At 59.6% G+C, this 26,170-nt stretch carries 20 protein-coding genes; 17 read left to right on the top strand and 3 right to left on the bottom strand.

Annotated elements, in window-relative coordinates:
* Positions 1-21: 21 nt before the first annotated feature.
* Positions 22-621: an acetate uptake transporter gene (satP, locus tag GKN89_RS12780; RefSeq protein ID WP_025159626.1), complete on the bottom strand. Its 600-nt coding sequence runs from the start codon at positions 619-621 to the stop codon at positions 22-24.
* A 324-nt stretch (positions 622-945) separates the two neighbouring features.
* Here satP and dnaK point away from each other — a divergent pair, with 324 nt between their 5' ends.
* From dnaK to nhaR, 4 genes are all read left to right on the top strand, one after another.
* Positions 946-2,859, top strand: coding sequence for a molecular chaperone DnaK (gene dnaK, locus GKN89_RS12775; protein ID WP_004932972.1), 1,914 nt, complete (start codon positions 946-948; stop codon positions 2,857-2,859).
* 105 nt (positions 2,860-2,964) lie between these two features.
* On the top strand, positions 2,965-4,089 hold the full coding sequence (dnaJ, locus tag GKN89_RS12770; RefSeq protein WP_004932969.1) for a molecular chaperone DnaJ: 1,125 nt from the start codon (positions 2,965-2,967) through the stop codon (positions 4,087-4,089).
* 236 nt (positions 4,090-4,325) lie between these two features.
* Positions 4,326-5,492: a Na+/H+ antiporter NhaA gene (gene nhaA / locus GKN89_RS12765; protein ID WP_019455019.1), complete on the top strand. Its 1,167-nt coding sequence runs from the start codon at positions 4,326-4,328 to the stop codon at positions 5,490-5,492.
* Between the two features lie 191 nt (positions 5,493-5,683).
* Complete coding sequence (nhaR, locus tag GKN89_RS12760) at positions 5,684-6,583, top strand: transcriptional activator NhaR (RefSeq protein ID WP_025159627.1); 900 nt, start codon at positions 5,684-5,686, stop codon at positions 6,581-6,583.
* A gap of 71 nt (positions 6,584-6,654) precedes the next feature.
* Here the strand turns inward: nhaR and rpsT are convergent, their stop codons facing one another.
* Positions 6,655-6,918, bottom strand: a complete 264-nt coding sequence (gene rpsT / locus GKN89_RS12755) for a 30S ribosomal protein S20 (RefSeq protein WP_004932960.1) — start codon at positions 6,916-6,918, stop codon at positions 6,655-6,657.
* Positions 6,919-7,308: 390 nt separating this feature from the next.
* Here rpsT and ribF point away from each other — a divergent pair, with 390 nt between their 5' ends.
* The 5 genes from ribF to ispH are packed head-to-tail and all read left to right on the top strand — an operon-like array spanning position 7,309 to position 13,025.
* Positions 7,309-8,247, top strand: a complete 939-nt coding sequence (gene ribF, locus GKN89_RS12745; protein WP_019455021.1) for a bifunctional riboflavin kinase/FAD synthetase — start codon at positions 7,309-7,311, stop codon at positions 8,245-8,247.
* 32 nt (positions 8,248-8,279) lie between these two features.
* Entirely contained in the window at positions 8,280-11,096 is a 2,817-nt protein-coding gene (gene ileS / locus GKN89_RS12740) for an isoleucine--tRNA ligase (RefSeq protein ID WP_019455022.1), read from the top strand.
* Between the two features lie 13 nt (positions 11,097-11,109).
* Positions 11,110-11,619: a signal peptidase II gene (gene lspA, locus GKN89_RS12735; RefSeq protein WP_019455023.1), complete on the top strand. Its 510-nt coding sequence runs from the start codon at positions 11,110-11,112 to the stop codon at positions 11,617-11,619.
* A gap of 1 nt (position 11,620) precedes the next feature.
* Positions 11,621-12,091, top strand: a complete 471-nt coding sequence (gene fkpB / locus GKN89_RS12730; protein ID WP_019455024.1) for an FKBP-type peptidyl-prolyl cis-trans isomerase — start codon at positions 11,621-11,623, stop codon at positions 12,089-12,091.
* On the top strand, positions 12,072-13,025 hold the full coding sequence (gene ispH, locus GKN89_RS12725; protein ID WP_004932946.1) for a 4-hydroxy-3-methylbut-2-enyl diphosphate reductase: 954 nt from the start codon (positions 12,072-12,074) through the stop codon (positions 13,023-13,025). Before fkpB ends, ispH begins: the two co-directional genes overlap by 20 nt.
* Before the next feature lie 274 nt (positions 13,026-13,299).
* Here ispH and GKN89_RS12720 read toward each other — a convergent pair whose 3' ends face one another.
* On the bottom strand, positions 13,300-14,205 hold the full coding sequence (locus GKN89_RS12720; protein WP_019455025.1) for a LysR family transcriptional regulator: 906 nt from the start codon (positions 14,203-14,205) through the stop codon (positions 13,300-13,302).
* Between the two features lie 211 nt (positions 14,206-14,416).
* Here GKN89_RS12720 and pvcA point away from each other — a divergent pair, with 211 nt between their 5' ends.
* The 8 genes from pvcA to kefC all read left to right on the top strand — a co-directional run bounded on the left by pvcA (position 14,417) and on the right by kefC (position 26,155).
* The gene (gene pvcA / locus GKN89_RS12715) at positions 14,417-15,385 is read left to right on the top strand and encodes an L-tyrosine isonitrile synthase (RefSeq protein ID WP_063918138.1); all 969 of its coding nucleotides are present in this window, start codon (positions 14,417-14,419) and stop codon (positions 15,383-15,385) included.
* Positions 15,386-15,479: 94 nt separating this feature from the next.
* Entirely contained in the window at positions 15,480-16,343 is an 864-nt protein-coding gene (locus GKN89_RS12710) for a TauD/TfdA family dioxygenase (protein ID WP_019455027.1), read from the top strand.
* 24 nt (positions 16,344-16,367) lie between these two features.
* Positions 16,368-17,627, top strand: a complete 1,260-nt coding sequence (locus tag GKN89_RS12705) for a glycosyltransferase (RefSeq protein ID WP_063918139.1) — start codon at positions 16,368-16,370, stop codon at positions 17,625-17,627.
* Between the two features lie 262 nt (positions 17,628-17,889).
* A complete protein-coding gene (gene dapB / locus GKN89_RS12700; protein ID WP_019455029.1) occupies positions 17,890-18,711 on the top strand; it encodes a 4-hydroxy-tetrahydrodipicolinate reductase in 822 nt (273 codons plus the stop codon).
* Between the two features lie 470 nt (positions 18,712-19,181).
* Positions 19,182-20,330, top strand: coding sequence for a glutamine-hydrolyzing carbamoyl-phosphate synthase small subunit (carA, locus tag GKN89_RS12695; RefSeq protein WP_071532848.1), 1,149 nt, complete (start codon positions 19,182-19,184; stop codon positions 20,328-20,330).
* Positions 20,331-20,346: 16 nt separating this feature from the next.
* On the top strand, positions 20,347-23,571 hold the full coding sequence (gene carB / locus GKN89_RS12690; protein WP_019455031.1) for a carbamoyl-phosphate synthase large subunit: 3,225 nt from the start codon (positions 20,347-20,349) through the stop codon (positions 23,569-23,571).
* 171 nt (positions 23,572-23,742) lie between these two features.
* A complete protein-coding gene (gene kefF / locus GKN89_RS12685) occupies positions 23,743-24,300 on the top strand; it encodes a glutathione-regulated potassium-efflux system oxidoreductase KefF (protein ID WP_063918140.1) in 558 nt (185 codons plus the stop codon).
* Entirely contained in the window at positions 24,293-26,155 is a 1,863-nt protein-coding gene (gene kefC, locus GKN89_RS12680) for a glutathione-regulated potassium-efflux system protein KefC (protein WP_019455033.1), read from the top strand. Before kefF ends, kefC begins: the two co-directional genes overlap by 8 nt.
* Positions 26,156-26,170 lie beyond the last annotated feature (15 nt).

Below are 26,170 nucleotides of genomic sequence, written 5' to 3'. Positions count from 1 at the left end.
GCTTTTCGTTAAGGGGGGCGATTACGCCGTGACCGGCGATGCCGCGACGCGAGCCGTAGCCGGTTCGCCAATCGGCAGCACGGTGCGGCCATACTGCTCGTTGAGCACTTCTGCCATCGCCAGGTAGATGGCGCTGGCGCCGCAGATGATGCCTTCATAGCCGGCGAAGGTCAGCAGCGCGTGGTTGCCGGTGATGTTGCCGACGGCCAGCAGGGCGAACAGCAGCGTCAGGCTGGCGAACACGAACTGCAGCACGCGGTTGGCGCCGAGAGTACCGAAGAACATGAACAGGGTGAAGACGCCCCACAGCGCCAGGTAGATGCCCAGCACGTGCGCCTCGGTGGCTTCAGCCAGGCCCAGGCGCGGCAGCAGCAGCAGGCCGACCAGGCTCAGCCAGAAGCTGCCGTAGGCGGTAAACGCGGTCATGCCGAAGGTGTTGCCCTTCTTGTATTCCAGCAGACCGGCCAGGATCTGGGCCAGGCCACCGAAGAAAATTCCCATGCTGATGATGGCGGAGTTCAGTGGGAAAAAGCCCGCGTTGTGCAGGTTCAGCAAGACGGTGGTCATCCCGAAGCCCATCAGGCCGAGAGGGCCGGGATTCGCCAACTTGTTGGTGTGCATAAGTCCTCTGCGATAACAGAAAATTAACGGAAACAGCGAAGTAAAATAATAAATGGTCTGAATGGCCAAAAAATCGAAGTTTTCCATCAGAGCGCGCGCATCATAATGATCCCCGCAGCCGGAAACAATGATCTGAATGACGATAAAAAAAGAAATTTTTTTCGCCTTGCCCCTTGATGCCGGATTGTATGGCCCCATCTTATTTGCAACCGCAGTTGCTAACCGCGGGTCGCACTGAGATATCGGGCAGTTGAAAAGTAAAAAATCGCCCGCATATAGGCTAGCAACCTGACTGATTATGAATTTTTTAGTGGAGACGTTTAGATGGGCAAAATTATTGGTATCGACCTGGGTACTACCAACTCTTGCGTAGCAATTATGGATGGTGCCAAGGCACGCGTGCTGGAAAACGCCGAGGGCGACCGCACTACTCCTTCTATTATCGCATATACCCAGGACGGTGAAACTCTGGTTGGCCAGCCGGCTAAGCGTCAGGCAGTGACCAACCCTGAAAACACCCTGTTCGCCATCAAGCGCCTGATCGGTCGCCGCTTCCAGGATGAAGAAGCGCAGCGCGACAAAGCGATCATGCCGTACAAAATCGTCGAAGCCGACAACGGCGACGCCTGGCTGGAAGTGAAAGGCCAGAAAATGGCTCCGCCGCAGATCTCTGCGGAAGTGCTGAAGAAAATGAAGAAAACGGCGGAAGATTACCTGGGCGAACCGGTAACTGAAGCGGTTATCACCGTACCGGCTTACTTCAACGACGCCCAGCGTCAGGCGACTAAAGACGCCGGCCGCATCGCGGGTCTGGAAGTAAAACGCATCATCAACGAACCGACCGCTGCGGCCCTGGCCTACGGTCTGGACAAAGAAGTCGGCAACCGCACCATCGCGGTTTATGACCTGGGCGGCGGTACTTTCGATATCTCCATCATCGAAATCGACGACGTTGACGGCGAAAAAACCTTCGAAGTACTGGCAACCAACGGTGACACCCACCTGGGTGGCGAAGACTTCGACAGCCGTCTGATCAACTATCTGGTGGAAGAGTTCAAAAAAGATCAGGGCATCGATCTGCGCAACGATCCGCTGGCGATGCAGCGTCTGAAAGAAGCCGCTGAGAAAGCGAAGATCGAGCTGTCTTCCGCGCAGCAGACCGACGTCAACCTGCCGTACATCACCGCAGATGCGACCGGTCCAAAACACATGAACATCAAAGTGACTCGCGCCAAACTCGAGTCGCTGGTTGAAGATCTGGTGGCGCGCTCCATCGAGCCGCTGAAAGTGGCGCTGAAAGACGCAGGCCTGTCGGTTTCCGACATTCAGGACGTGATCCTGGTTGGCGGCCAGACCCGTATGCCAATGGTGCAGAAGAAAGTTGCAGACTTCTTCGGCAAAGAGCCGCGTAAAGACGTGAACCCGGACGAAGCGGTTGCCGTGGGCGCTGCGGTACAGGGCGGCGTGTTGGCCGGTGATGTGAAGGACGTTCTGCTGCTGGACGTGACCCCGCTGTCGCTGGGTATCGAAACCATGGGCAGCGTGATGACGCCGCTGATCACCAAAAACACCACTATCCCGACCAAGCACAGCCAGGTGTTCTCTACCGCTGAAGACAACCAGTCTGCGGTAACCATCCACGTGCTGCAGGGTGAGCGTAAGCGCGCCAGCGATAACAAATCTCTGGGCCAGTTCAACCTGGACGGCATCCAGGCGGCACCGCGCGGCATGGCGCAGATCGAAGTGACCTTCGATATCGATGCCGACGGCATCCTGCATGTGTCTGCCAAAGACAAGAACACCGGCCGTGAGCAGAAGATCACCATCAAGGCATCTTCTGGCCTGAACGAAGACGAAATCCAGAAAATGGTGCGCGACGCCGAGCTGAATGCTGAAGCGGACCGCAAGTTCGAAGAGCTGGTGCAGACTCGTAACCAGGCGGATCACCTGATCCACGGCACTCGCAAGCAGCTGGAAGAAGCGGGCGACAAACTGCCGGCGGAAGACAAAACGGCGATCGAAGCAGCGCTGAAAGATCTGGAAGCGGCGGTGAAAGGCGAAGACAAAGCCGAGATCGAAGCGAAGACTCAGGCGCTGGTGCAGGTTTCCGGCAAACTGCTGGAAATGGCTCAGGCGCAGCAGGCTCAGCAGGGTGCTGACGCCGGCGCGGACAACGCGGCGCAGAAAGACGACGACGTGGTTGACGCCGAGTTCGAAGAAGTTAAAGACAAAAAATAATCGCCCTTAAGCGGGCACGGGGCGGCGAGATGCCGCTCCCGGAAACCAGCACGGGCGTCGAGGCAACTCTGCGCCCGTGCACGCATGTTAAGGGTAAGCGAAAGAATGGCGAAGAAAGACTATTACGAGATTCTCGGCGTCAGTAAGACGGCGGATGAACGTGAGATCAAAAAGGCGTACAAGCGCCTGGCGATGAAATACCATCCTGACCGCAACCAGGAACAAGACGCCGAAACCAAGTTTAAAGAAGTTAAAGAAGCTTACGAAGTCCTGACCGACGATCAGAAACGCGCGGCCTACGACCAGTATGGGCACGCGGCCTTTGAACAAGGCGGCATGGGCGGCGGCGGCTTTGGCGGCGGTGCCGACTTCAGCGATATCTTTGGCGACGTGTTTGGCGACATCTTCGGCGGAGGCCGCCGTCAGCGCGCCAGCCGCGGTTCCGATCTGCGCTATAACATGGAGCTGACCCTCGAGGAAGCGGTACGTGGCGTCACCAAAGAGATCCGCATCCCGACGCTCGAAGAGTGCGACGTCTGCCACGGCAGCGGCGCCAAGCCGGGCAGCTCACCGGTTACCTGCCCAACCTGTCATGGTCAGGGGCAGGTGCAGATGCGCCAGGGCTTCTTCACCGTGCAGCAGGCGTGTCCGCACTGTCATGGTCGCGGTCAGATCATCAAAGATCCGTGCAACAAGTGCCACGGTCATGGCCGGGTAGAGAAATCCAAAACGCTGTCGGTGAAAATTCCGGCCGGCGTGGATACCGGTGACCGCATCCGCCTGGCGGGTGAAGGCGAAGCCGGCGAGCACGGCGCACCGGCGGGCGATCTGTACGTTCAGGTGCAGGTGAAAGCGCACCCGATCTTCGAGCGTGAAGGCAACAACCTGTACTGTGAAGTGCCGATCAACTTCGCCATGGCGGCGTTGGGCGGCGAGATTGAAGTGCCGACGCTGGATGGCCGGGTGAAACTGAAGGTGCCTTCGGAGACCCAAACCGGCAAGCTGTTCCGCATGCGCGGCAAGGGCGTGAAATCGGTGCGTGGCGGCAGCCAGGGCGACCTGCTGTGCCGCGTAGTGGTGGAAACTCCGGTCAATCTGAACGACAAGCAAAAGCAGCTGCTGCGTGAGCTGGAAGAGAGCCTGGGTGGTCCGTCTGGTGACAAGAACAGCCCGCGTTCGAAGAGCTTCTTCGACGGGGTGAAAAAGTTCTTTGACGATCTGACTCGCTAACCTTCTGTTTCTGTTGGCTTATGTGCGAACCCCGGGCTTTTGTCCCGGGGTTTTTATTTGTGCACCAAACCTCTAATTCCCCAATATAAATGTGACTTATTCGCGCTTTTAATCGGTTTTTTCGAGTTATTTAGCATTTATAAACTTATTTTTTCGAACTAAAACGCCATCTATACTCACTTCATGACTGTGGTTCGCAGGGCGCTGCGCCTTGCACAGATTTGGAGAGACGTATTGTGACCAACATTATTCGTCAATTTTTACGTCAGGAAGCCGCGGGCGGCATCATCCTGATCGCGGCGGCGATCGTCGCCCTGATCATGGCCAACACCCCGGCGCAAGGGATCTATCAGGCCTTTCTTAATCTGCCGGTGATGGTGAAGGTCGCTTCGCTGGAGATCGCCAAGCCGCTGCTGCTGTGGATCAACGACGGGCTGATGGCCATCTTCTTCCTGGTGGTGGGGCTTGAGGTCAAGCGCGAGCTGATGCAAGGTTCGCTGTCCGGGCGCGACAAGGCGGTGTTTCCGGCGATCGCCGCGCTGGGCGGCATGCTGGCGCCGGCGCTGATTTACCTGCTGTTCAACGGCGCGGACGAAGTCACCCGCCAGGGCTGGGCGATCCCGGCCGCGACCGACATCGCCTTCGCCTTGGGCGTGATGGCGTTGCTGGGCAATCGCGTCCCGACCAGCCTGAAAGTGTTCCTGCTGGCATTGGCGATCATCGATGACCTGGGCGTGATTATCATCATCGCGCTGTTCTATACCCACGAAGTGTCGATGGTGGCGCTGGGCGTGGCGGCGGCGGCGACCGCGCTGCTGGCGGTGATGAACTGGCGCGGCGTCGGCAAGACCTCGCTGTACATGATGGTCGGCCTGGTGCTGTGGGTGGCGATCCTCAAGTCCGGAGTGCATGCGACGCTGGCCGGGGTGATCGTCGGCTTTATGATCCCGCTGAACGTGAAGAAGGGGCCATCGCCGTCGGAGACGCTGGAGCATGAGCTGCACCCGTGGGTGGCGTTTATGATCCTGCCGCTGTTCGCCTTCGCCAACGCCGGGGTTTCTCTGCAGGGCGTATCGCTGGAAGGGCTGACGTCGCTGCTGCCGGTAGGGATTGCGGCCGGCCTGTTTATCGGCAAGCCGCTGGGTATTTTCCTCTTCAGCCTGCTGGCGGTGAAGATGGGTATCGCCCGCTTGCCTGAGGGCATCGGCTTCAAACAGGTGTTTGCCGTTTCGGTGCTCTGTGGTATTGGTTTCACCATGTCGATTTTCATCGCCTCGCTGGCTTTCGGCGATGCGGATGCGGCGCTCAGCACCTATTCCCGTCTGGGGATCCTGTTGGGCTCCACCGCTGCGGCGGTAGTCGGGTACGGATTACTACGCTTGGCGTTGCCGCGCGTGCGTTAATCCTGAATGCGCCCGACAGGGGCGCATAAAAAATGGCTGGTCGGAGCTGCGCGGTATAAAATATGTGCAGCTTCGGCCGTTCTTCGTTGGGACTAATGGGGTTATACGTTGTCTGAAGCAGGGAAAGGAAGTTTGTCGCTCGTCACGGCACACCGTTTGCCGCTGCGAAACGTTGTTAAGGAGAGCCGCTCGTGAGGATGTCGCATATCAACTTTAATCACCTTTACTATTTCTGGCAGGTCTGCAAGGCCGGCTCCGTGGTCGGCGCCGCCGAAGCGTTGTTCCTGACGCCGCAGACCATCACCGGCCAGATCAAAGCGCTGGAAGAGCGGCTGGACGGCAAGTTGTTCAAGCGCCAGGGGCGCGGCTTGGTGCCTTCGGAACTGGGGCAACTGGTGTTCCGCTATGCCGACAAGATGTTTATGCTCAGCCAGGAAATGCTGGATATCGTCAACTACCGCAAAGAGTCCAACCTGCTGTTCGACGTCGGCGTGGCGGATGCGCTGTCGAAGCGGCTGGTCAGCCAGGTATTGGAGGCGGCGGTGGTGGTGGACAACGAGCAGATCCACCTGCGCTGTTTTGAATCGACGCACGAGATGCTGCTGGAGCAGCTCAGCCAGCACAAGCTGGATATGATCCTGTCGGATTGCCCGGTGGACTCCAGCCAGCAGGAAGGGCTGTTTTCGCTGAAGCTGGGCGAGTGCGGCATCAGTTTCTTCTGCCGCCAGCCGGCGCCGGAGCTGCCGTTCCCGGCCTGCCTGGAACAGCGCAAGCTGCTGATCCCCGGCCGCCGTTCGATGCTGGGGCGCAAGCTGCTCAACTGGTTCAATACGCAGGGCATCCAGGTGGAGATTCTGGGCGAGTTCGACGATGCGGCGCTGATGAAGGCCTTCGGTATGTACCACAATGCGATTTTCGTGGCGCCGACGCTGTATGCGCAGGATACCTACAACGATGACAACGTGGTGGAGATCGGACGCATCGACAGCGTGCAGGAGGAGTATTACATCATCTTCGCCGAGCGCATGATCCAGCACCCGGCGGTGCAGCGCGTGTGCAACAAAGATTTCTCGGCGCTGTTTTCCTGCTAGCGGTTCGCTGAACGCAGGGCGTAAAAAAACCGGCCTGAGCCGGTTTTTTTATCAAGCAGATAACGAAATGCTTATTGCATTGCGTTGATGCGTGCAGTCAGGTTTGACTTATGACGCGCTGCTTTGTTTTTGTGGATCAGGCCTTTAGCTGCCTGACGGTCCACCAGTGGCTGCATTACCAGGAATGCATTTTGTGCTGCTTCTTTGTCGCCAGCTGCGATAGCTGCGTCTACCTTCTTGATGAAGGTACGCACCATTGAGCGACGGCTTGCGTTATGCTTGCGGCGTTTCTCAGACTGTACGGCGCGTTTCTTAGCTGATTTGATATTAGCCAAGGTCCAACTCCCAAATATATTCTATTGAGGACAATTCAAAGGCCGAGGAATATGCCCTTTTAGCCTTCGTTTGTCAATGGATTTGTGCAAATAAGCGCCGTTTGTACAGGCGGCACTCGCTACGTTGTGATGGCGCAGGATTTTACCAGCTTCGCTCTTGGGAATACAGTGTTTCGCGAGAAAATTCGCCAATGTTTTGCCGCACCGGGCGCAAGCCGTTGGCCGCGGTCGAGAATCGGCCCGGCGGCGCCGGATAAACTGCGGCGAAGCCGTTTCACGCGCAGATTATCTCCGGTATGGTATGTCTATTACATAAAGGCACCAATCGCGGGTTAACCTTACCGGCTGTACAAGGTATAATCCGCCGATTTCCACTGTTTTGAGCCAGCTATGGAGCTAATTCGCGGCATTCACAATATCCGGGCGCGCCACCATGGTTGCGTGCTCACCATCGGCAACTTTGACGGCGTGCATCGCGGCCATCAGGCGTTGCTGGAACAGTTGAAGCAACAGGGGAAACGCCTCGGGCTGCCGGTGATGGTCATGATCTTTGAGCCGCAGCCGCTGGAGATGTTCGCCGCAGACAAGGCGCCGGCCCGTTTGACGCGCCTGCGCGACAAGGCCAACTACCTGGCGCAGGCGGGTGTCGATTACCTGCTGTGCGTCAAATTCGATCCGCGTTTCGCCGCCAACACCGCGCAGGCGTTCGTCGCCGAGCTGCTGGTGGAAAAACTGGGCGTCAAATTCCTGATGGTGGGGGATGATTTTCGCTTTGGCGCCGGGCGTCAGGGCGATTTCCCGCTATTGCAGCAGGCCGGAAAAGAGTACGGCTTCGAGGTGGTCAGCACCCCGACCTTCCGCGAGGGCGAGCGGCGCATCAGCAGCACCGCGATCCGCACCGCGCTGAGCGAGGACGATCTACCGCTGGCGGAGACCCTGCTGGGCCACCCTTACAGTATTTCAGGGCGGGTGGTGCATGGCGACGAGCTGGGGCGCACTATCGGCTTCCCGACCGCCAACCTGCCGCTCAAGCGCCTGGTGGCGCCGGTGAAAGGGGTATATGCGGTGGAGGTGTACGGCCTGGGGCCGCAGCCGCTGCCGGGCGTGGCCAACATCGGCACGCGCCCGACCGTCGCCGGCGTGCGCCAGCAGCTGGAAGTGCATCTGCTGGATGTCACAATGGATCTTTACGGGCGCCATATTGAGGTGGTGCTCCGCGCAAAATTGCGCAATGAACAGCGGTTTGCTTCGCTCGATGCCCTGAAGCAGCAGATCGCCAATGATGTGGTGACGGCCCGGAAGTTCTTCGGGCTACAGACACCGGTTTAATCTCTATAGCCGAAAACGGAACCGAGAATCTAATGAGTGACTACAAGAATACCCTGAACTTGCCGGAAACAGGGTTCCCGATGCGCGGCGACCTCGCCAAGCGTGAACCTGGCATGCTGCAACGTTGGTATGAACAGGATCTGTACGGGATTATTCGTACTGCCAAAAAGGGCAAAAAAACCTTCATTTTGCATGACGGCCCTCCGTATGCGAACGGCAGCATTCACATTGGTCACTCGGTTAACAAGATTCTCAAAGACATTATCATCAAGTCGAAAGGGATGGCCGGCTTCGACTCGCCTTATGTGCCGGGTTGGGACTGCCACGGCCTGCCGATCGAACTGAAGGTTGAACAGCTGTATGGCAAGCCGGGCGAGAAGCTGACGGCGGCCGAGTTCCGCCAGAAGTGCCGCGAATACGCGGCCGAGCAGGTTGAGGGCCAGAAGAAGGACTTCATCCGTCTGGGCGTGCTGGGCGATTGGGATCGTCCTTACCTGACCATGGACTTCAAAACAGAAGCCAACATCATCCGCGCGCTGGGCAAGATCATCAGCAACGGCCACCTGTTGAAAGGCGCCAAGCCGGTTCACTGGTGCACCGACTGCGGATCGTCGCTGGCGGAAGCGGAAGTGGAGTACTACGACAAGACTTCGCCGTCGATCGACGTGAGCTTCCATGCGGCCGATGCGGCTGCCGTGGCGGCCAAGTTCGGCGTGAGCAACTTCAGCGGCTCCATCTCCCTAGTTATCTGGACCACCACCCCGTGGACCCTGCCGGCCAACCGCGCGATCTCGCTGCACCCGGACTTCACCTATCAGCTGGTGCAGGTTGACGGCCAGTGCCTGATCCTGGCGGCCGAGCTGGTGGAAAGCGTGATGAAACGCGCCGGCATCACCGAGTGGACGGTGCTGGGCAGCTGCAAAGGCGCCGATCTGGAGCTGCTGCGCTTCAAACACCCGTTCATGGACTTCGACGTGCCGGCGATCCTCGGCGAGCACGTGACGCTGGACGCCGGTACCGGTGCGGTGCACACCGCGCCAGGCCACGGCCCGGACGACTTCGTGATCGGTCAGAAATACGGTCTGGAAGTGGCCAACCCGGTGGGGCCGAACGGCTGCTACCTGACCGGCACCTATCCACTGCTGGACGGCAAATTCGTCTTCAAGGCCAACGATCTGATCGTCGACCTGTTGCGTGAGAAAGGCGCGCTGCTGCACGTCGAGAAGTTCCTGCACAGCTATCCGTGCTGCTGGCGCCACAAGACGCCGATCATCTTCCGCGCCACGCCGCAGTGGTTCATCAGCATGGATCAGAAAGGCCTGCGTCAGCAGTCGCTGGAAGAGATCAAGGGCGTGCAGTGGATCCCGGATTGGGGCCAGGCGCGCATCGAAATGATGGTCGCCAACCGCCCGGACTGGTGCATCTCGCGTCAGCGCACCTGGGGCGTGCCGATGTCGCTGTTCGTGCATAAAGAGACCGAGCAGCTGCACCCGCGCAGCGTTGAGCTGATGGAAGAAGTGGCCAAGCGCGTCGAGCAGGACGGCATTCAGGCCTGGTGGGATCTGGACGCGGCCGACATCCTCGGCGCGGAAGCCGCCGACTACGTGAAAGTGCCGGATACGCTGGACGTGTGGTTCGACTCCGGCTCCACTCACGCCTCGGTGGTTGACGTGCGCCCTGAGTTTAACGGTCACGGCGCCGACATGTATCTGGAAGGCTCCGACCAGCATCGCGGCTGGTTCATGTCATCGCTGATGATCTCCACCGCGATGAAGGGCAAAGCGCCTTACAAGGAAGTGCTGACCCACGGCTTCACTGTCGACGGCCAGGGCCGCAAGATGTCCAAGTCGATCGGCAACACCGTCAGCCCGCAGGACGTGATGAACAAGCTGGGCGGCGACATTCTGCGTCTGTGGGTGGCGTCGACCGACTACACCGGCGAGATCGCGGTGTCCGACGAGATCCTCAAGCGTTCTGCCGACTCTTATCGCCGCATCCGCAACACCGCGCGCTTCCTGCTGGCCAACCTGAACGGGTTCGAGCCGAGCACCGATTGCGTGGCGCCGGAAGACATGGTGGTGCTGGATCGTTGGGCGGTCGGCCGTGCGCTGGCGGCGCAGCGGGATATCGAGCAGGCTTACGCCAACTACGATTTCCACGAAGTGGTGCAGCGTCTGATGCAGTTCTGTTCGGTCGAGATGGGCTCGTTCTATCTGGATATCATCAAGGATCGCCAGTACACCGCCAAGAGCGACAGCGTCGCCCGCCGCAGCTGCCAGACCGCGCTGTATCACATCGTCGAAGCGCTGGTGCGCTGGATGGCGCCGATCATGTCGTTCACCGCAGACGAGATCTGGGGCTTCATGCCGGGCAAACGCGCGCAGTACGTGTTCACTGAAGAGTGGTACGACGGCCTGTTCGGGCTGGCGGAAGGCGAGCCGATGAACGACGCTTTCTGGGCCGAGTTGCTGAAAGTGCGCGGCGAAGTGAACAAGGTGCTGGAGCAGGCGCGTGCCGACAAACGCCTCGGCGGTTCGCTGGAAGCGGCGGTGACGCTGTATGCCGACAGCGAGTTGGCGGCGCGTCTGAACAGCCTGCAGGATGAGCTGCGCTTTGTGCTGCTGACCTCTGCGGCAAGCGTTGCGCCATTGGCGGATGCGCCGGCCGACGCACAGGCTTCCGAGCTGCTGAAAGGGCTGAAGATCGCCTTCAGCACGGCGCCGGGTGAGAAGTGCCCGCGCTGCTGGCATTACACCACCGATATCGGTCTGGTGGCGGAGCATGCAGACATCTGCGGCCGCTGTGTAAGCAACGTCGCCGGTGACGGCGAGAAACGTAACTTTGCCTGAGAATTCGCGCCTGATGAGTAAACCAATTTGTTCGACCGGCCTGCGTTGGCTGTGGGTTGTGGTGGCGGTGCTGGTGCTGGATTTCGGCAGCAAACAGTGGATCCTCGCTAACTTTGCGCTGGGCCAGTCCCAGCCGTTGATCCCGTCGTTCAACCTGTTTTACGCGCGCAACTACGGCGCTGCGTTCAGCTTCCTGGCAGACCATGGCGGCTGGCAGCGCTGGTTCTTCGCCGGCATCGCCATCGCCATCGTCGCGGTGCTGCTGGTGATGATGTATCGCAGCACTGCGCAGCAGAAGCTGAACAACATCGCCTACGCCTTTATTATCGGCGGGGCGTTGGGCAATCTGTTTGATCGCCTGTGGCACGGTTTCGTGGTCGACTTCATCGACTTCTACGTCGGTGATTGGCACTACCCGACCTTCAATCTGGCGGACAGCTTTATCTGCGTGGGTGCGGCGATGATCGTGCTGGAAGGTTTCCTGTCGCCGGCGAGCAAAGGCGCAAAGAGTAAAGGTGAGTAATATGACGGCTCAGGTTATCAGTGACAGCGCGGTGCTGGTTCACTTTACGCTGAAACTGGAAGACGGTTCGACCGCCGAATCCACCCGCAGCAGCGGCAAACCGGCGCTGTTCCGTCTGGGTGACGGCAGCCTGTCGGCGCCGCTGGAAGCGCATTTGCTCGGCCTGCGCGCGGGCGACAAATGCGCCTTTACCCTGCAGCCGGAAGCGGCGTTCGGCGCGGAGAACCCGGATCTGGTCCAGTTCTTCTCGCGCCGCGACTTCGCGGAAACCGGCGTGCCGGACGTGGGCACCATCATGCTGTTTACCGCCATCGACGGCAGCGAAATGCCGGGCGTGGTGCGCGCGGTGGCGGAAGACTCGATCACCGTCGATTTCAACCATCCGCTGGCGGGTCATCCAGTGACCTTCGATATCGAAGTGCTGGAGATCGATCCGCAGCAGGAGGAGACGCATGCAAATATTGCTGGCTAACCCGCGCGGCTTCTGCGCCGGGGTCGATCGTGCGATCAGCATCGTGGAACGCGCGCTGGAGCTGTATGGCGCGCCGATCTACGTGCGGCATGAAGTGGTGCACAACCGCTACGTGGTCGACAGCCTGCGTGAGCGCGGCGCGGTGTTTATCGAAGAGATCGCCGAAGTGCCGGACGGTTCTATCCTGATCTTCTCGGCGCACGGCGTTTCTCAGGCGGTGCGCGCCGAAGCCAAGGCGCGCGATCTGACCATGCTGTTCGACGCCACCTGTCCGCTGGTGACCAAGGTGCATATGGAAGTGGCGCGCGCCAGCCGCCGCGGCACCGAAGCTATTCTGATCGGTCACGCCGGGCACCCGGAGGTGGAAGGCACCATGGGCCAGTACAGCAACCCGCAGGGCGGCATGTACCTGGTCGAGTCGCCGGATGACGTGTGGAAGCTGCAGGTGAAGGACGAAAATAACCTGTGCTTCATGACGCAGACCACGCTGTCGGTAGATGATACCTCGGACGTGATCGACGCGCTGCGGCAGCGTTTCCCGAGTATTATCGGCCCGCGCAAGGATGATATCTGTTACGCCACCACCAACCGTCAGGAAGCGGTGCGCAATCTGGCCGGCGATGCGGACGTGGTGCTGGTAGTGGGGTCGAAAAACTCCTCCAACTCCAACCGTCTGGCGGAGCTGGCGCAGCGCGTCGGCAAACCGGCTTATCTTATCGACTCGGCGGCGGATATTCAGGAAAGCTGGCTGAGCGAAGCGCGCAACATCGGCGTCACCGCCGGTGCTTCAGCGCCGGACGTGCTGGTGCAGGAGGTGATCTCTCGCCTGAAAGCGCTGGGCGGCCTGGACGTGCATGAGATCAGCGGGCGTGAAGAGAATATCGTGTTTGAAGTGCCGAAAGAGCTGCGCGTGGATGTGCGTCAGATCGATTAAGGTGCGTGAATAGCGATAACCACGGGGAGCTCAGGCTTCCCGTTTTTTTTGGGCAGGCTGCGGCGTTAAAAATAAAATCCTGCGAATATTCAAATTTTCTGCTAACTAAAGCCAAATTTATTCTGAGTATTTGAAATAGCTTCTGCGTAATTAATTATATGGTCTGACAATAAAGTCATTAATCAGAATATCATTAGTCTGCAATCTAAATGAGCCTGGTGTTGGCAGCGCGATTACAATAATTACAATAGTGGTGTTGCAGATGTTTCTTATTTTATTCTTGGCGAATCTGTTCTAGAGCGTTTAATCCTTTCTTCTGTAAATAGATCTTCATATGCTCCAGTAATCGTCGCACTTTTAATGGCTGGATCTCCCTGCGCGGCATTATGGCATAGCAATTAATTTCCGGTAATCGCCAGTCGGGCAATATTTCTATCAGTTCGCCGCTGCGCAATTCTCGCTCAACGTTGGCGAAGAAATTGCGAATGATGCCTTTGCCGGTCAGCGCCAGTTCCTTCATCGCCATGCCGCTGTTGGTGAACAAGCGACCGGTCATGCGCATGCGGTGCTCGCCGCCGTCGCGGTGGATCAGACGAACAAACTGCGGGTTGCCGAGCGGTGTAAAGGTGACCCATTGGTGGTGCGTCAGCGCCTGTGGCGAATCCGGCACGCCGTGATGCGCCAGGTAAGCCGGCGAGGCGCACAGCACTTCGCGGCAGCGCGCCAGCCGCGTGGAAACGTAGCTGGAGTCCGCCAGCACGCCGCCGCGTATCGCCAGATCGATGCGCTGCGTGATGAGATCTATCTTCTCATCATGGATTTCCAACCGCAGCGTGAGGCGGGGATGTTCGTCGAGAAAACTTTGCAGCGCCGGCACCAGGTAGTGAGTGGCGAATTCGGTGGAGGTGGCGACGCGCAGCTCACCGACCAGTTCGCCGCGCAGCGCGGCGATCCGTTGTTGGCCTCGTTCGGCGGCGTGGATCATCAACAGGCAATCTTCATAAAAGCACAGCCCGGCTTCGGTCAGACTCAATGAGCGCGTCGAGCGCAGCAGTAATTGAATGCCCAGATGTTCTTCCAACTGGCGAATATGCTGGCTAACGGCGGAAGTCGTCATGCCCAATTCTTTTGCCGCCATGCTGAATGCGCCGCAATCGACCACTTTTGAGAAAATGGCCATACGTCTTAAAATATTGCTCATAGTTTGTTAAGCACAACTTAACCAAGATTGTGAGTTATACGGGCTAATAATATAGCACCATCTCTTCTATATTGCCTGAAGCATATAAACGCCGGGCTGGTTATTATTCCGCAGGGATTTTTCTCTTTTTGATAAATCTTATTGCGCTTATCAATAATACACCCGCGCCACATCGCAACAGGAGCTCATTGTGGACAGCGCTCAGAAAGAAGAAATATCGTTAAAGATACTACGTGAATTATTGCAATACCGTCGCCGCTTCCCCGGCGGTGATGGCACCTCGATTGCCGATGAAGAGCGGCGGGTCACCCAGGTGCAATTGCCGCGCATTCGGGCATTCATTGAAAACGAACAGCGCATCGAGTTCGTGCTGCCCGCCTTTCCGACCAAATCGCCTAATGCCAACAAGGTGATCGGCGCGGTGCCGGACATGGCGGAGCGTCTGTCGCTGATCTTCCTCAATTCGCTATGCCAGCGCATTCAACTCTACTACCCGCCGGGCGCGCATATCGTTATCTGCTCCGACGGCCACGTGTTCGGCGATCTGATCCGCGTCAGTGACGAAGCGATCAACCACTACCAGCGCGAAATTGAAAACCTGCTGCATGAAGTGGGCGCGACGCATCTCAGCGTATTCAACCTCGGGGATGTCAAAGGCCTGGCCGAACATACCGATGATTACGATCTGCTGCGCCAACTGTTGGTGGAAGGCTATGCCGAACCGGAGGAGGCGATCAAGCAACAGCTGATGCAGGACGAACAGGGCTTACTGCTTTATCGCGCCATCACGCGCTTCCTGTATGAAGATAGCCAACTGCCGGGTTACAGCGGTTCCAACGCCGCACTGCAGAAAGACGCCAAACAGCGCGCCTGCGGGGTTATTCAGCGCAGCTGGGCCTGGGGCAACCTGCTGGCGCAGCACTTCCCGGCGGCGATCCGCCTGTCGATTCACCCGCAGCCGGTCGACAGCCTGAAGATGGGTATCCACATGATGCCGACCAAAGACGACTGGTTGACGCCGTGGCACGGCGTGGCGGCCAACGTGAACGGCCAGTTCGTGCTGATGAAGCGCAAAGACGCGCAGAGCCTGGACGGCGAACTGGTGGAAATCCGCGGCACGCCGAGCCATTACCTGATCGAACAGCCGCAGATGGCCTGAGCCTCTGCAGGCCTTGCGCCCGAAATCCTGGCGGGCGCGTTTTTGACGGCACGTTGCCGTGTGAGCAGCACATTCGATGCAAGGAGAATCACCGATGAACAACCAACCGCTTGATTGCCACATTCAACTGAATACCCCGTTCGGCGCGATCCTGACGCCGCAGCACCCGGGGCAAAAGATCGGCGAACTGCCGGTGGCGGCACTGCGGGCGCTGGCGCAGGAGCACCACTTGCTGGTGCTGCGCGGATTCGACTCCGGTTTCAGCGACGCGGATGTCCTGACTCGCTATGCCGAACGCTGGGGCGAGATCATGATGTGGCCGTTCGGCGCGGTGCTGGACGTGAAAGAACATCCGGACGCCAAGGATCATATCTTCGACAGCAGCTACGTTCCGCTGCATTGGGATGGCATGTATAAGCCGACCATCCCCGAGTTCCAGCTGTTCCACTGCGTGGCGGCGCCATCGCAGGATGAAGGCGGATGCACCACCTTCGTCGATACCACGCGACTGTTGGCCAACGCGGACGAAGCGCTGCTGGATCAGTGGCTGTCGGTGTCGATCACTTACCGCATTAAGCAGGTGGTGCACTACGGCGGTGAAGTCTGTTCGCCGCTGGTGGTGCAGCACCCGAACGGCAGGGGATTGATCATGCGCTACAATGAACCGCCGACGGAAGGCAAAAAATTCCTCAACCAGCATGCGCTGGAATATCACGGTGTGCCGGAGCAACAGCAGGAACAGTTCCACCACACCCTGCAGCAGCACCTGTACGATCCGCGTCACTATTATGCCCACCAGTGGCAGCAGGGCGACGTGGTCGTGGCGGACAACTTCTCGCTGCTGCACGGCCGTGAGGGCTTTACCGCCCGTTCCGCGCGTCATTTGCAGCGCGTGCATATTCAGAGCAACCCGGTGTGCGCCAATCTGGCGCTGAAGCCGGCCAACGCAGAAGCGTAAAGGAGCATTATGGCAAGGATACTGATGGCGGCGGTCGCCACTCCGGGGCACGTCTACCCGATGTTAGCTATCGCTCGTCACCTGATCGCCCAAGGGCATCAGGTGCGGGTGATGACCGGCGCGCTGTTTCGCGAACGCGCCGAAGCGGCTGGGGCGAACTTCGTACCGTTCGACGCGCAGGTGGACTTCGATTATCGCCACCTGGAAGAGCACTTTCCGCAGCGCGCCGCGCTGCCGCCGGGCAATGCGCAGATGGCGCTGGCGCTGAAGGATTTCTTCGCCGCGCCGATCCCGCTGCTGGATCGGCAGCTGCGTGCGGCCATTGCCGCCGAAAAGACCGATTTGTTGATGGTGGAGAACTGCTTCTACGGCGTATTGCCGCTGTTGCAGTCCGCCGAACGGCCACCGGTCTTCGGTATCGGCGTTACGCCGCTGTCGTATTCTTCGCGTGACGCCATTTTTTACGGCCCGCGCATCCCGCCGGCGCTGTTGCCGCAGGCGCTGACCCGCGAGCAATTGGTGGATGAAGAGACGCGCGTGTTGCTTGATGAGGTGCAGCGGAGCTTCGATGCGGCGCTGGTGCAAGCGGGCGGGCGGGCGCTGACTCGCCCGTTTACCGATGCGCTGATCGGCGGCTGCGAGCGTTTCCTGCAGTTGGCCACCACGGCGCTGGAATATGAGCGCGACGATCTGCCGAGCGGCGTGCGCTTCGTCGGTCCGCTGCGTAGCGGCGGTCAACCGGCGGCGGAAGAGACGCTGTGGGAGGCGGACGATGATCGGCCGCTGGTGATCGTGTCTCAGGGCACGTTGGCCAACGTCGATCTGCATCAGCTGATCGTGCCGACGCTGCAGGCGCTGGCGCATCTGCCGGTGCGGGTGTTGGCCACCACCGGCGGGCGGGCGACGGCAGGGCTGATGGACGCGTTGCCGGACAACGCCAGAGTGCGGGAGTTTATCTCCTTCGAACGCTGGCTGCCGCATGCGTCGCTGCTGATCACCAACGGCGGTTATGGCTCGATCAACTATGCGCTGGACAGCGGCGTGCCGCTGATCGTCGCCGGCACCGGCGAGGATAAGCTGGAGGCGGCGGCGCGCGTGGTCGCTGCCGGTTGCGGCATCAGCCTGCACACCAGCACGCCGAGCGCAGAACAGATCCTGGCGGCGGCGTCGCGTATTCTGCAGCAGCCGATCTACCGCCAACGCGCGGCGCTGGTGCGTGAAGATTATGCCCGCCACGATGCGCTAACGGCGATAGCCAACGAAGTGGCGGCTATTACCGCCTGATCTCGCTGCACCTCCTTCCCAGGCGCCGTTTTCGGCGCCTTTTTTCTGCATTTTTTCTCAATGGAAACTGCATGATTATGTACAATCGCCGCAGGCCGCCAAATCGGTTGAATGTTAATCTTATGACAGCGCCGCTGATGGAAGCGGGGGAATATCATCATTTTCTAATGATGTCATGAATCCTCTGGCGGCGCGCAAGCGGGGCAGTTACCCTGAATCGATGGATTAATGGGATACGCGTTAAATCAAGAAGAGAGCAAGCATGAAAGATTCACAAATCCGCATTGCGATTGCGGGCGCCGGCGGCCGGATGGGCCGTCAATTGATCCAGGCGGTGCAGCAGGCGGAAGGCGTAGTGTTGGGCGCGGCGCTGTCGCGACCGGGCTCCAGCCTGATCGGCGTCGACGCCGGTGAGCTGGCGGGCATCGGCGCGCTGGGTGTCAAGGTAAGCGACAGCCTGGAGAAAGTGGCGAGCGAGTTCGACATTCTGATCGACTTCACCCGTCCGGAAAGCACGCGGAGCTACCTGGATTTTTGCGTGGCGCACCACAAGGCGATGGTGATTGGCACCACCGGCTTCGATGACGCCGGCAAGCAGGCGATCCGCGATGCGGCGCAGCATATCGGCATCGTGTTTGCCGCCAACTTCAGCGTCGGCGTCAACCTGGTGTTGAAACTGCTGGAGAAGGCCGCGCAGGTGATGGGCGACTATACCGACATCGAAATCGTTGAGGCGCACCACCGCCACAAAGTGGATGCGCCATCGGGCACGGCATTGGCGATGGGCGAAGCGATCGCCGGCGCGCTGGGGCGCGACCTGAAAAGCTGCGCGGTCTATGCGCGCGAAGGCCATACCGGCGAGCGCGATCCGAAAAGCATCGGCTTTGCCACCATTCGCGCTGGCGACATCGTCGGCGAGCACACCGCGATGTTTGCCGACATCGGTGAGCGGGTGGAGATCACCCATAAAGCTTCCAGCCGCATGACTTTTGCCAGCGGCGCGGTGCGTGCGGCAGTCTGGCTGTATAATCGAGATAAAGGCCTGTTTGATATGCGAGATGTGCTGAATCTCGAGCAGTTATAATTGATTTGCATACCATCGTGATGTGGGTGTATTGATCATAATGCTATGATAATCGGACAATAATTTTATTGTCCTTTTTTTTAACATGATAAATGTGGCTTTGGTTTATTTTTTGTTTTAAAGGTTGTGTTTGTTGATGTTTATCTTGCTAATTACCTCGTTTTTCTCCGCCTGAGGCTATTTTAACGTCTATTTTAGCCCGTTCCGGCGCCGTTTTCCGTCATTCGGCCTCGCAACCGTTTTCCAGCCCCGGTTTTCTGTGTTTTTATCGCCGCTCAAGCCGCTTGGGCACCGAAAACTGCAAAAATAAAACAAAAAATGGCAGTTTGGGTAGACAAGCCGAACACTCATCATTAAAATGCGCCCAATTTGCCAAAAATTGGCCTCGCGGACGGTTTTTGCATTGATTTAGATCGCGATATCTGAATTAATATGCAAATATTGTGATTGATTATTCCTCGGAGGATGTTTTGATTAAGTCAGCGCTATTGGTTCTGGAAGACGGAACCCAATTCCACGGTCGGGCCATCGGGGCAGAGGGAACGGCAGTGGGGGAAGTGGTCTTCAATACGTCGATGACCGGTTATCAAGAAATCCTCACTGATCCTTCCTATTCCCGCCAGATCGTTACTCTTACTTATCCTCATATCGGCAATGTCGGCACCAATGCTTCCGACGAAGAATCCTCCGCAGTACACGCCCAAGGCCTCGTCATTCGTGACCTCCCGCTGATCGCCAGCAACTACCGCAACGAAGAAAGCCTGTCCGACTACCTCAAGCGTCACAACATCGTGGCGATCGCCGATATCGATACCCGTAAATTGACCCGCCTGCTGCGCGAGAAGGGCGCCCAGAACGGCTGCATCGTCGCCGCCGATACGCCGGACGCCGCGCTGGCCCTGGCCAAGGCGCAAGGTTTCCCGGGGTTGAAGGGCATGGATCTGGCGAAAGAAGTCACGACCCAAGAGGCCTACAGCTGGCAGCAAGGCAGCTGGACGCTTGAAGGCGACCTGCCTGAAGCCAAAACCGCCGCGGAACTGCCTTTCCACGTGGTGGCTTACGACTACGGCGCCAAGCGCAACATCCTGCGCATGCTGGTGGATCGCGGCTGCCGCCTGACCGTGGTGCCGGCGCAGACCCCGGCCGACGAGGTGCTGAAAATGAATCCGGACGGCATCTTCCTGTCCAACGGCCCGGGTGACCCGGAGCCGTGCGACTACGCCATCGCCGCCATCAAACAGTTCCTGGAAACCGACATTCCGGTGTTCGGCATCTGTCTGGGCCACCAGCTGCTGGCACTGGCCAGCGGGGCGAAAACCATGAAGATGAAGCTCGGCCACCACGGCGGCAACCACCCGGTGAAGGATCTGGACAACAATACCGTGATGATCACCGCGCAGAACCACGGCTTTGCGGTAGACGAGAATAACCTGCCGGCGAACCTGCGCGTGACGCACAAATCGCTGTTCGACCACACGGTGCAGGGCATTCACCGCACCGACAAGGCGGCGTTCAGTTTCCAGGGGCACCCGGAAGCCAGCCCTGGCCCGCACGACGCCGCGCCGCTGTTCGATCACTTTATCGAACTGATTGAGACTTACCGTTCTAACGCCAAATAATCAGGAGCAGTAAAAAATGCCAAAACGTACAGACATAAAAAGCATCCTGATCCTCGGCGCGGGCCCGATCGTTATCGGTCAGGCGTGTGAGTTCGACTACTCTGGCGCCCAGGCGTGTAAAGCGCTGCGCGAAGAGGGCTACCGCGTCATTTTGGTCAACTCCAACCCGGCGACTATCATGACCGACCCGGAAATGGCCGACGCTACCTACATTGAGCCGATCCACTGGGAAGTGGTACGCAAGATCATCGAAAAAGAGCGCCCGGATGCGGTGCTGCCGACCATGGGCGGCCAGACGGCGCTGAACTGCGCGCTGGAGCTGGAGCGTCAGGGCGTACTGGCCGAGTTCGGCGTCACCATGATCGGCGCCACCGCCGATGCGATCGACAAGGCCGAAGACCGTCGCCGTTTCGACGTGGCGATGAAGAAGATCGGTCTGGATACCGCGCGCTCCGGCATCGCGCACACCATGGAAGAAGCGCTGGCGGTTGCCGCTGACGTCGGCTTCCCGTGCATCATCCGTCCTTCCTTTACCATGGGCGGTACCGGCGGCGGCATCGCTTACAACCGTGAAGAGTTCGAAGAAATCTGTGAACGCGGTCTGGATCTGTCGCCGACCAACGAGCTGCTGATCGACGAATCGCTGATCGGTTGGAAAGAGTACGAGATGGAAGTGGTGCGTGATAAGAACGACAACTGCATCATTGTTTGCTCCATCGAAAACTTCGACGCCATGGGCATCCACACCGGCGACTCGATCACCGTCGCGCCGGCCCAGACCCTGACCGACAAGGAATACCAAATCATGCGCAACGCCTCGATGGCGGTGCTGCGTGAGATCGGCGTCGAAACCGGCGGCTCCAACGTGCAGTTCTCGGTCAACCCGAAAACCGGCCGCCTGATCGTCATCGAAATGAACCCGCGCGTATCGCGCTCTTCGGCGCTGGCGTCGAAAGCCACCGGCTTCCCAATCGCCAAGATCGCCGCCAAGCTGGCGGTGGGTTACACCCTCGATGAGCTGATGAACGACATCACCGGCGGCCGCACCCCGGCGTCGTTCGAGCCGTCCATCGACTACGTCGTCACCAAGATCCCGCGCTTCAACTTCGAGAAGTTCGCCGGCGCCAACGATCGCCTGACCACCCAGATGAAGTCGGTCGGTGAAGTGATGGCCATCGGCCGCACCCAACAGGAGTCGCTGCAGAAAGCGCTGCGCGGCCTGGAAGTGGGCGCCACCGGTTTCGACCCGAAAGTGAGCCTGGACGATCCGGAAGCGCTGACCAAAATTCGCCGCGAGCTGAAAGACGCCGGTTCCGACCGCATCTGGTACATCGCCGACGCCTTCCGCGCCGGTCTGTCGGTCGACGGCGTCTTCAACCTGACCAACGTCGACCGCTGGTTCCTGGTGCAGATTGAAGAGCTGGTGCGCCTGGAAGAGCAGGTGGCCGACGCGGGCATCAACGGCCTGAACAAAGAGTTCCTGCGCACCCTGAAGCGCAAAGGCTTCGCCGATGCGCGCCTGGCCAAGCTGGCCGGCGTCGCCGAGAGCGAAATTCGCAAGCTGCGCCATAGCCACGGTTTGCACCCGGTGTACAAGCGCGTGGACACCTGTGCGGCGGAATTCGCCACCGACACCGCCTACATGTACTCCACTTATGAAGAAGAGTGCGAGTCCAATCCGACCAACGACCGGCCGAAAGTGATGGTGCTGGGCGGCGGGCCGAACCGTATCGGCCAGGGCATCGAGTTCGATTACTGCTGCGTGCACGCCTCGCTGGCGCTGCGCGAAGACGGCTACGAGACCATCATGGTCAACTGTAACCCGGAAACCGTCTCCACCGACTACGACACCTCCGACCGTCTGTACTTTGAGCCGGTAACGCTGGAAGACGTGCTGGAAATCGTGCGCATCGAGAAGCCGAAAGGCGTTATCGTACAGTACGGCGGCCAGACTCCGCTGAAGCTGGCGCGCGAGCTGGAAGCCGCAGGCGTGCCGATCATCGGCACCAGCCCGGACGCCATCGACCGCGCCGAAGACCGCGAACGCTTCCAGCAGGCGGTAAACCGCCTGGGCCTGAAGCAGCCGGCCAACGCCACCGTCACCGCCATCGAGCAGGCGGTGGAGAAGGCGGCGGGCATCGGCTATCCGCTGGTGGTGCGCCCTTCCTACGTGCTGGGCGGCCGGGCGATGGAAATCGTCTATGACGAAACCGACCTGCGCCGTTACTTCCAGACCGCGGTCAGCGTGTCCAACGATGCGCCGGTGCTGCTGGACCGCTTCCTGGACGATGCGGTAGAAGTGGACGTCGACGCCATCTGCGACGGCGAGCGCGTGCTGATCGGCGGCATCATGGAGCACATCGAACAGGCGGGCGTGCACTCCGGCGACTCCGCGTGTTCGCTGCCGGCATACACCCTGAGCCAGGAAATTCAGGACGTGATGCGTCGCCAGGTGGAAAAACTGGCGTTCGAGCTGCAGGTGCGCGGCTTGATGAACGTGCAGTTCGCGGTGAAAGACAACGAAGTCTACCTGATTGAAGTCAATCCGCGCGCCGCGCGTACCGTGCCGTTCGTGTCCAAAGCCACCGGCGTGCCGCTGGCCAAGGTGGCCGCGCGCGTGATGGCGGGCAAAACGCTGGTTGAGCAGGGTGTGACCGAAGAGATCATCCCGCCGTACTACTCGGTGAAAGAAGTGGTGCTGCCGTTCAACAAATTCCCGGGCGTCGACCCGATTCTGGGGCCGGAAATGCGCTCTACCGGGGAAGTGATGGGCGTGGGCCGCACCTTCGCGGAAGCCTTCTCCAAAGCGATGCTGGGCAGCAACTCGGGCATGAAGAAACAGGGCCGCGCGCTGCTGTCGGTGCGCGAAGGCGATAAAGCCCGCGTGGTCGACCTGGCCGCCAGCCTGCTGAAGCAGGGCTTCGAGCTGGACGCAACCCACGGCACCGCGGTGGTGCTGGGCGAAGCGGGCATCAACCCGCGCCTGGTCAACAAGGTGCACGAAGGGCGTCCGCACATTCAGGACCGTATCAAGAACGGCGAGTACACTTACATCGTCAACACCACGGCCGGCCGTCAGGCGATTGAAGACTCCAAGCTGATTCGCCGCAGCGCCCTGCAGTACAAGGTGCACTACGACACTACGCTGAACGGCGGCTTCGCCACCGCGATGGCGCTGAAAGCGGATCCGACCGAGCAGGTCACTTCGGTGCAGGAAATGCACGCGCGCATCGGCAAGTAACCGTGCGATAACGCTATGTCAGGGGCGCTGCAATGCAGCGCCCCTTTTTTATTCAGCAAATTTGTCGGCTGGCGTTAAAAATTTCCGCTATCAATCAGTGGGCAAACTGTCACTCTGTGTGATTGGTATATGCTTGGTGTATTGGCAAGGAACGAAGGAACGACGATAACAATGATTTTGATAATTTATGCTCACCCGTATCCCCGGCATTCGCATGCCAATCAGCGCCTGCTGCAGGCGGTGAAGGATCTCCCCGAGGTAGAGGTGCGCTCGCTGTATGAGCTGTATCCCGATTTCAATATCGACATCAATGCCGAACAGCAGGCGCTGGAGCGCGCCGACATGGTGGTGTTGCAGCATCCGATGCAGTGGTACAGCTTTCCGCCGCTGTTGAAGCTGTGGATCGATAAAGTGCTGGAGCACGGCTGGGCCTATGGCCACGACGGCAATGCGCTGGTGGGCAAAGACTGCCTGTGGGCGGTAACCAGCGGCGGTGACGAGCACCATTTCGAACTGGGCGATTTTCCCAACTTCGCCGCGCTGGCGCAGCCGCTGCAGGCCACGGCGATCTATTGCGGCATGAACTGGCAGCCGTATTTCGCCCTGCACAACACCTTTACCTGCAACGAACCGGCGTTGCTCGCCGCCGGTGAAGCCTACCGGCAGCGGTTGGTCGACTACCTGATGGAACACGCCGAAGCGGAAACCGGGGAGGCCAGCCATGGATAATCACCATATGATGATCGAGGGGCTGATCTATCTCGGCTCCGCCGCGTTATTTGTACCGATCGCGGTGCGGCTGGGGCTGGGCTCGGTGCTCGGTTACCTGATCGCCGGCTGCATCATCGGCCCCTGGGGGCTGAAACTGGTGTCGGACGCCGAGTCGATCCTCACCTTCGCCGAGATCGGCGTGGTGCTGATGCTGTTTATCATCGGTCTGGAGCTGGATCCCAAGCGGCTGTGGACGCTGCGCGCCTCGGTGTTCGGCGGCGGCAGCATTCAGATGGTAGGCTGCGGCCTGGCGCTGAGCGCGTTCTGTTACTTCCTTGGCCTCAACTGGAAGGTGGCGCTGCTGATCGGTTTGACGCTGGCGCTCTCATCCACCGCCATCGCCATGCAGGCGATGAGTGAACGCAATTTGACGCCGTCTCCGATCGGCCGCAGCGCGTTTGCGGTGCTGCTGTTCCAGGACATCGCGGCGATCCCGCTGGTGGCGATGATCCCACTGCTGGCCAGCAGCGGCGCCAGCACCACGCTGGGCGCATTCGTGCTGTCGGCGGCCAAGGTGGTGGGCGCGCTGGTGATGGTGGTGCTGCTCGGCCGCTACGTCACCCGCCCGCTGCTGCATTTCGTCGCCCGCTCGGGCATGCGCGAGGTATTCAGCGCCGTGGCGCTGTTCCTGGTGTTCGGCTTCGGCATCCTGCTGGAGATGGCCGGGCTGTCGATGGCGATGGGGGCGTTTCTCGCCGGGGTACTGCTGGCGAGCTCGGAATACCGCCACGCGCTGGAGAGCGATATTCAGCCATTCAAAGGGCTGCTGCTGGGGCTGTTCTTCATCGGCGTCGGCATGTCGATCGATTTCGGCACCCTGTTCCATCATCCGCTGCTGATCGCCTCGCTGCTGCTGGGCTTTATGCTGATCAAAGCGGCGCTGCTGTGGCTGATCGGGCCGCTGCTTGGGGTGCCGAAACGCCAGCGCGGCCTGTTCGCCATTTTGCTTGGCCAGGGCAGTGAGTTCGCTTTCGTTATCTTCAGCGCGGCGCAGCTGGCCGGCGTTTTGCCGGTCGAGTGGGCCAAGTCGCTGACGCTGGCGGTGGCGCTGTCGATGGCGGCCACGCCGCTGCTGTTGGTGATCGCCGCGCAGCTGGAGAAAAATGCGCCGAAAGAGGAGCGCCCGGCTGACGTCATTGACGACGAAAATGCCAGCGTGATCATCGCCGGTTTCGGCCGTTTCGGTCAGATCGCCGGTCGTCTGCTGTTGGCCAACGGCGTGCACACCGTGGTACTGGATCACGATCCGGATCATATCGAAACGCTGCGCAAATTCGACACCAAGGTGTTCTACGGCGACGCCACGCGGGCCGATCTGCTGGAGGCCGCCGGCGCCGCCCACGCCAAGGTGCTGATCAACGCCATCGACGATGTGGAGGACAGCCTGGCGTTAACCGAGCTGGCCAGGCAGCACTTCCCGCATCTGAAGGTGGTGGCGCGGGCGCGCGACGTCGACCACTGGTATCAGCTGCGGCAACTGGGGGTGGAAAAACCGGAGCGCGAAACCTTCGAAAGCTCGCTGCGCATCGGCCGTGAAACGCTAGAGCTGCTGGGACTGGACGCCTATGAAGCGCGCGAGAAAGCGGACACTTTCCGTCGCTATAACCTGAAGATGCTGGAAGATACGCTGGAGAATTATCAGGACACTGAATTCCGTATCGCCAGCCTGCAACGGGCCAAGGAGATGCTCAGCGCGGCCATCGAGCAGGATCAGAATCGGTTGGCGCGGGTGCAGCAGACCGGTTGGCGCGGCAGTATCGACGGCAAGGCGCCGGAAGACGAAGTGGTGGAAGCCAAAGAAGCCAAAGGATAACAACAGGGGCGCCGC

Origin of the sequence: Serratia sp. YC16, assembly GCF_009707615.1 — a bacterium.
GTDB classification, from domain to species: Bacteria; Pseudomonadota; Gammaproteobacteria; order Enterobacterales; family Enterobacteriaceae; genus Serratia; species Serratia surfactantfaciens.
The sequence above is the reverse complement of the archived record's forward strand: the minus strand, read 5'-3'. Positions and strand labels throughout refer to the sequence as shown.

Bases quoted from the DNA above. Each gene is read 5' to 3' on its own strand.
- satP (WP_025159626.1), bottom strand. From the start codon at position 621: ATGCACACCAACAAGTTGGCGAATCCCGGCCCTCTCGGCCTGATGGGC.
- dnaK (WP_004932972.1), top strand. From the start codon at position 946: ATGGGCAAAATTATTGGTATCGACCTGGGTACTACCAACTCTTGCGTA.
- dnaJ (WP_004932969.1), top strand. From the start codon at position 2,965: ATGGCGAAGAAAGACTATTACGAGATTCTCGGCGTCAGTAAGACGGCG.
- ribF (WP_019455021.1), top strand. From the start codon at position 7,309: ATGGAGCTAATTCGCGGCATTCACAATATCCGGGCGCGCCACCATGGT.
- ileS (WP_019455022.1), top strand. From the start codon at position 8,280: ATGAGTGACTACAAGAATACCCTGAACTTGCCGGAAACAGGGTTCCCG.
- lspA (WP_019455023.1), top strand. From the start codon at position 11,110: ATGAGTAAACCAATTTGTTCGACCGGCCTGCGTTGGCTGTGGGTTGTG.
- fkpB (WP_019455024.1), top strand. From the start codon at position 11,621: ATGACGGCTCAGGTTATCAGTGACAGCGCGGTGCTGGTTCACTTTACG.
- ispH (WP_004932946.1), top strand. From the start codon at position 12,072: ATGCAAATATTGCTGGCTAACCCGCGCGGCTTCTGCGCCGGGGTCGAT.
- GKN89_RS12720 (WP_019455025.1), bottom strand. From the start codon at position 14,205: ATGGCCATTTTCTCAAAAGTGGTCGATTGCGGCGCATTCAGCATGGCG.
- GKN89_RS12710 (WP_019455027.1), top strand. From the start codon at position 15,480: ATGAACAACCAACCGCTTGATTGCCACATTCAACTGAATACCCCGTTC.
- GKN89_RS12705 (WP_063918139.1), top strand. From the start codon at position 16,368: ATGGCGGCGGTCGCCACTCCGGGGCACGTCTACCCGATGTTAGCTATC.
- dapB (WP_019455029.1), top strand. From the start codon at position 17,890: ATGAAAGATTCACAAATCCGCATTGCGATTGCGGGCGCCGGCGGCCGG.
- carB (WP_019455031.1), top strand. From the start codon at position 20,347: ATGCCAAAACGTACAGACATAAAAAGCATCCTGATCCTCGGCGCGGGC.
- kefF (WP_063918140.1), top strand. From the start codon at position 23,743: ATGATTTTGATAATTTATGCTCACCCGTATCCCCGGCATTCGCATGCC.
- kefC (WP_019455033.1), top strand. From the start codon at position 24,293: ATGGATAATCACCATATGATGATCGAGGGGCTGATCTATCTCGGCTCC.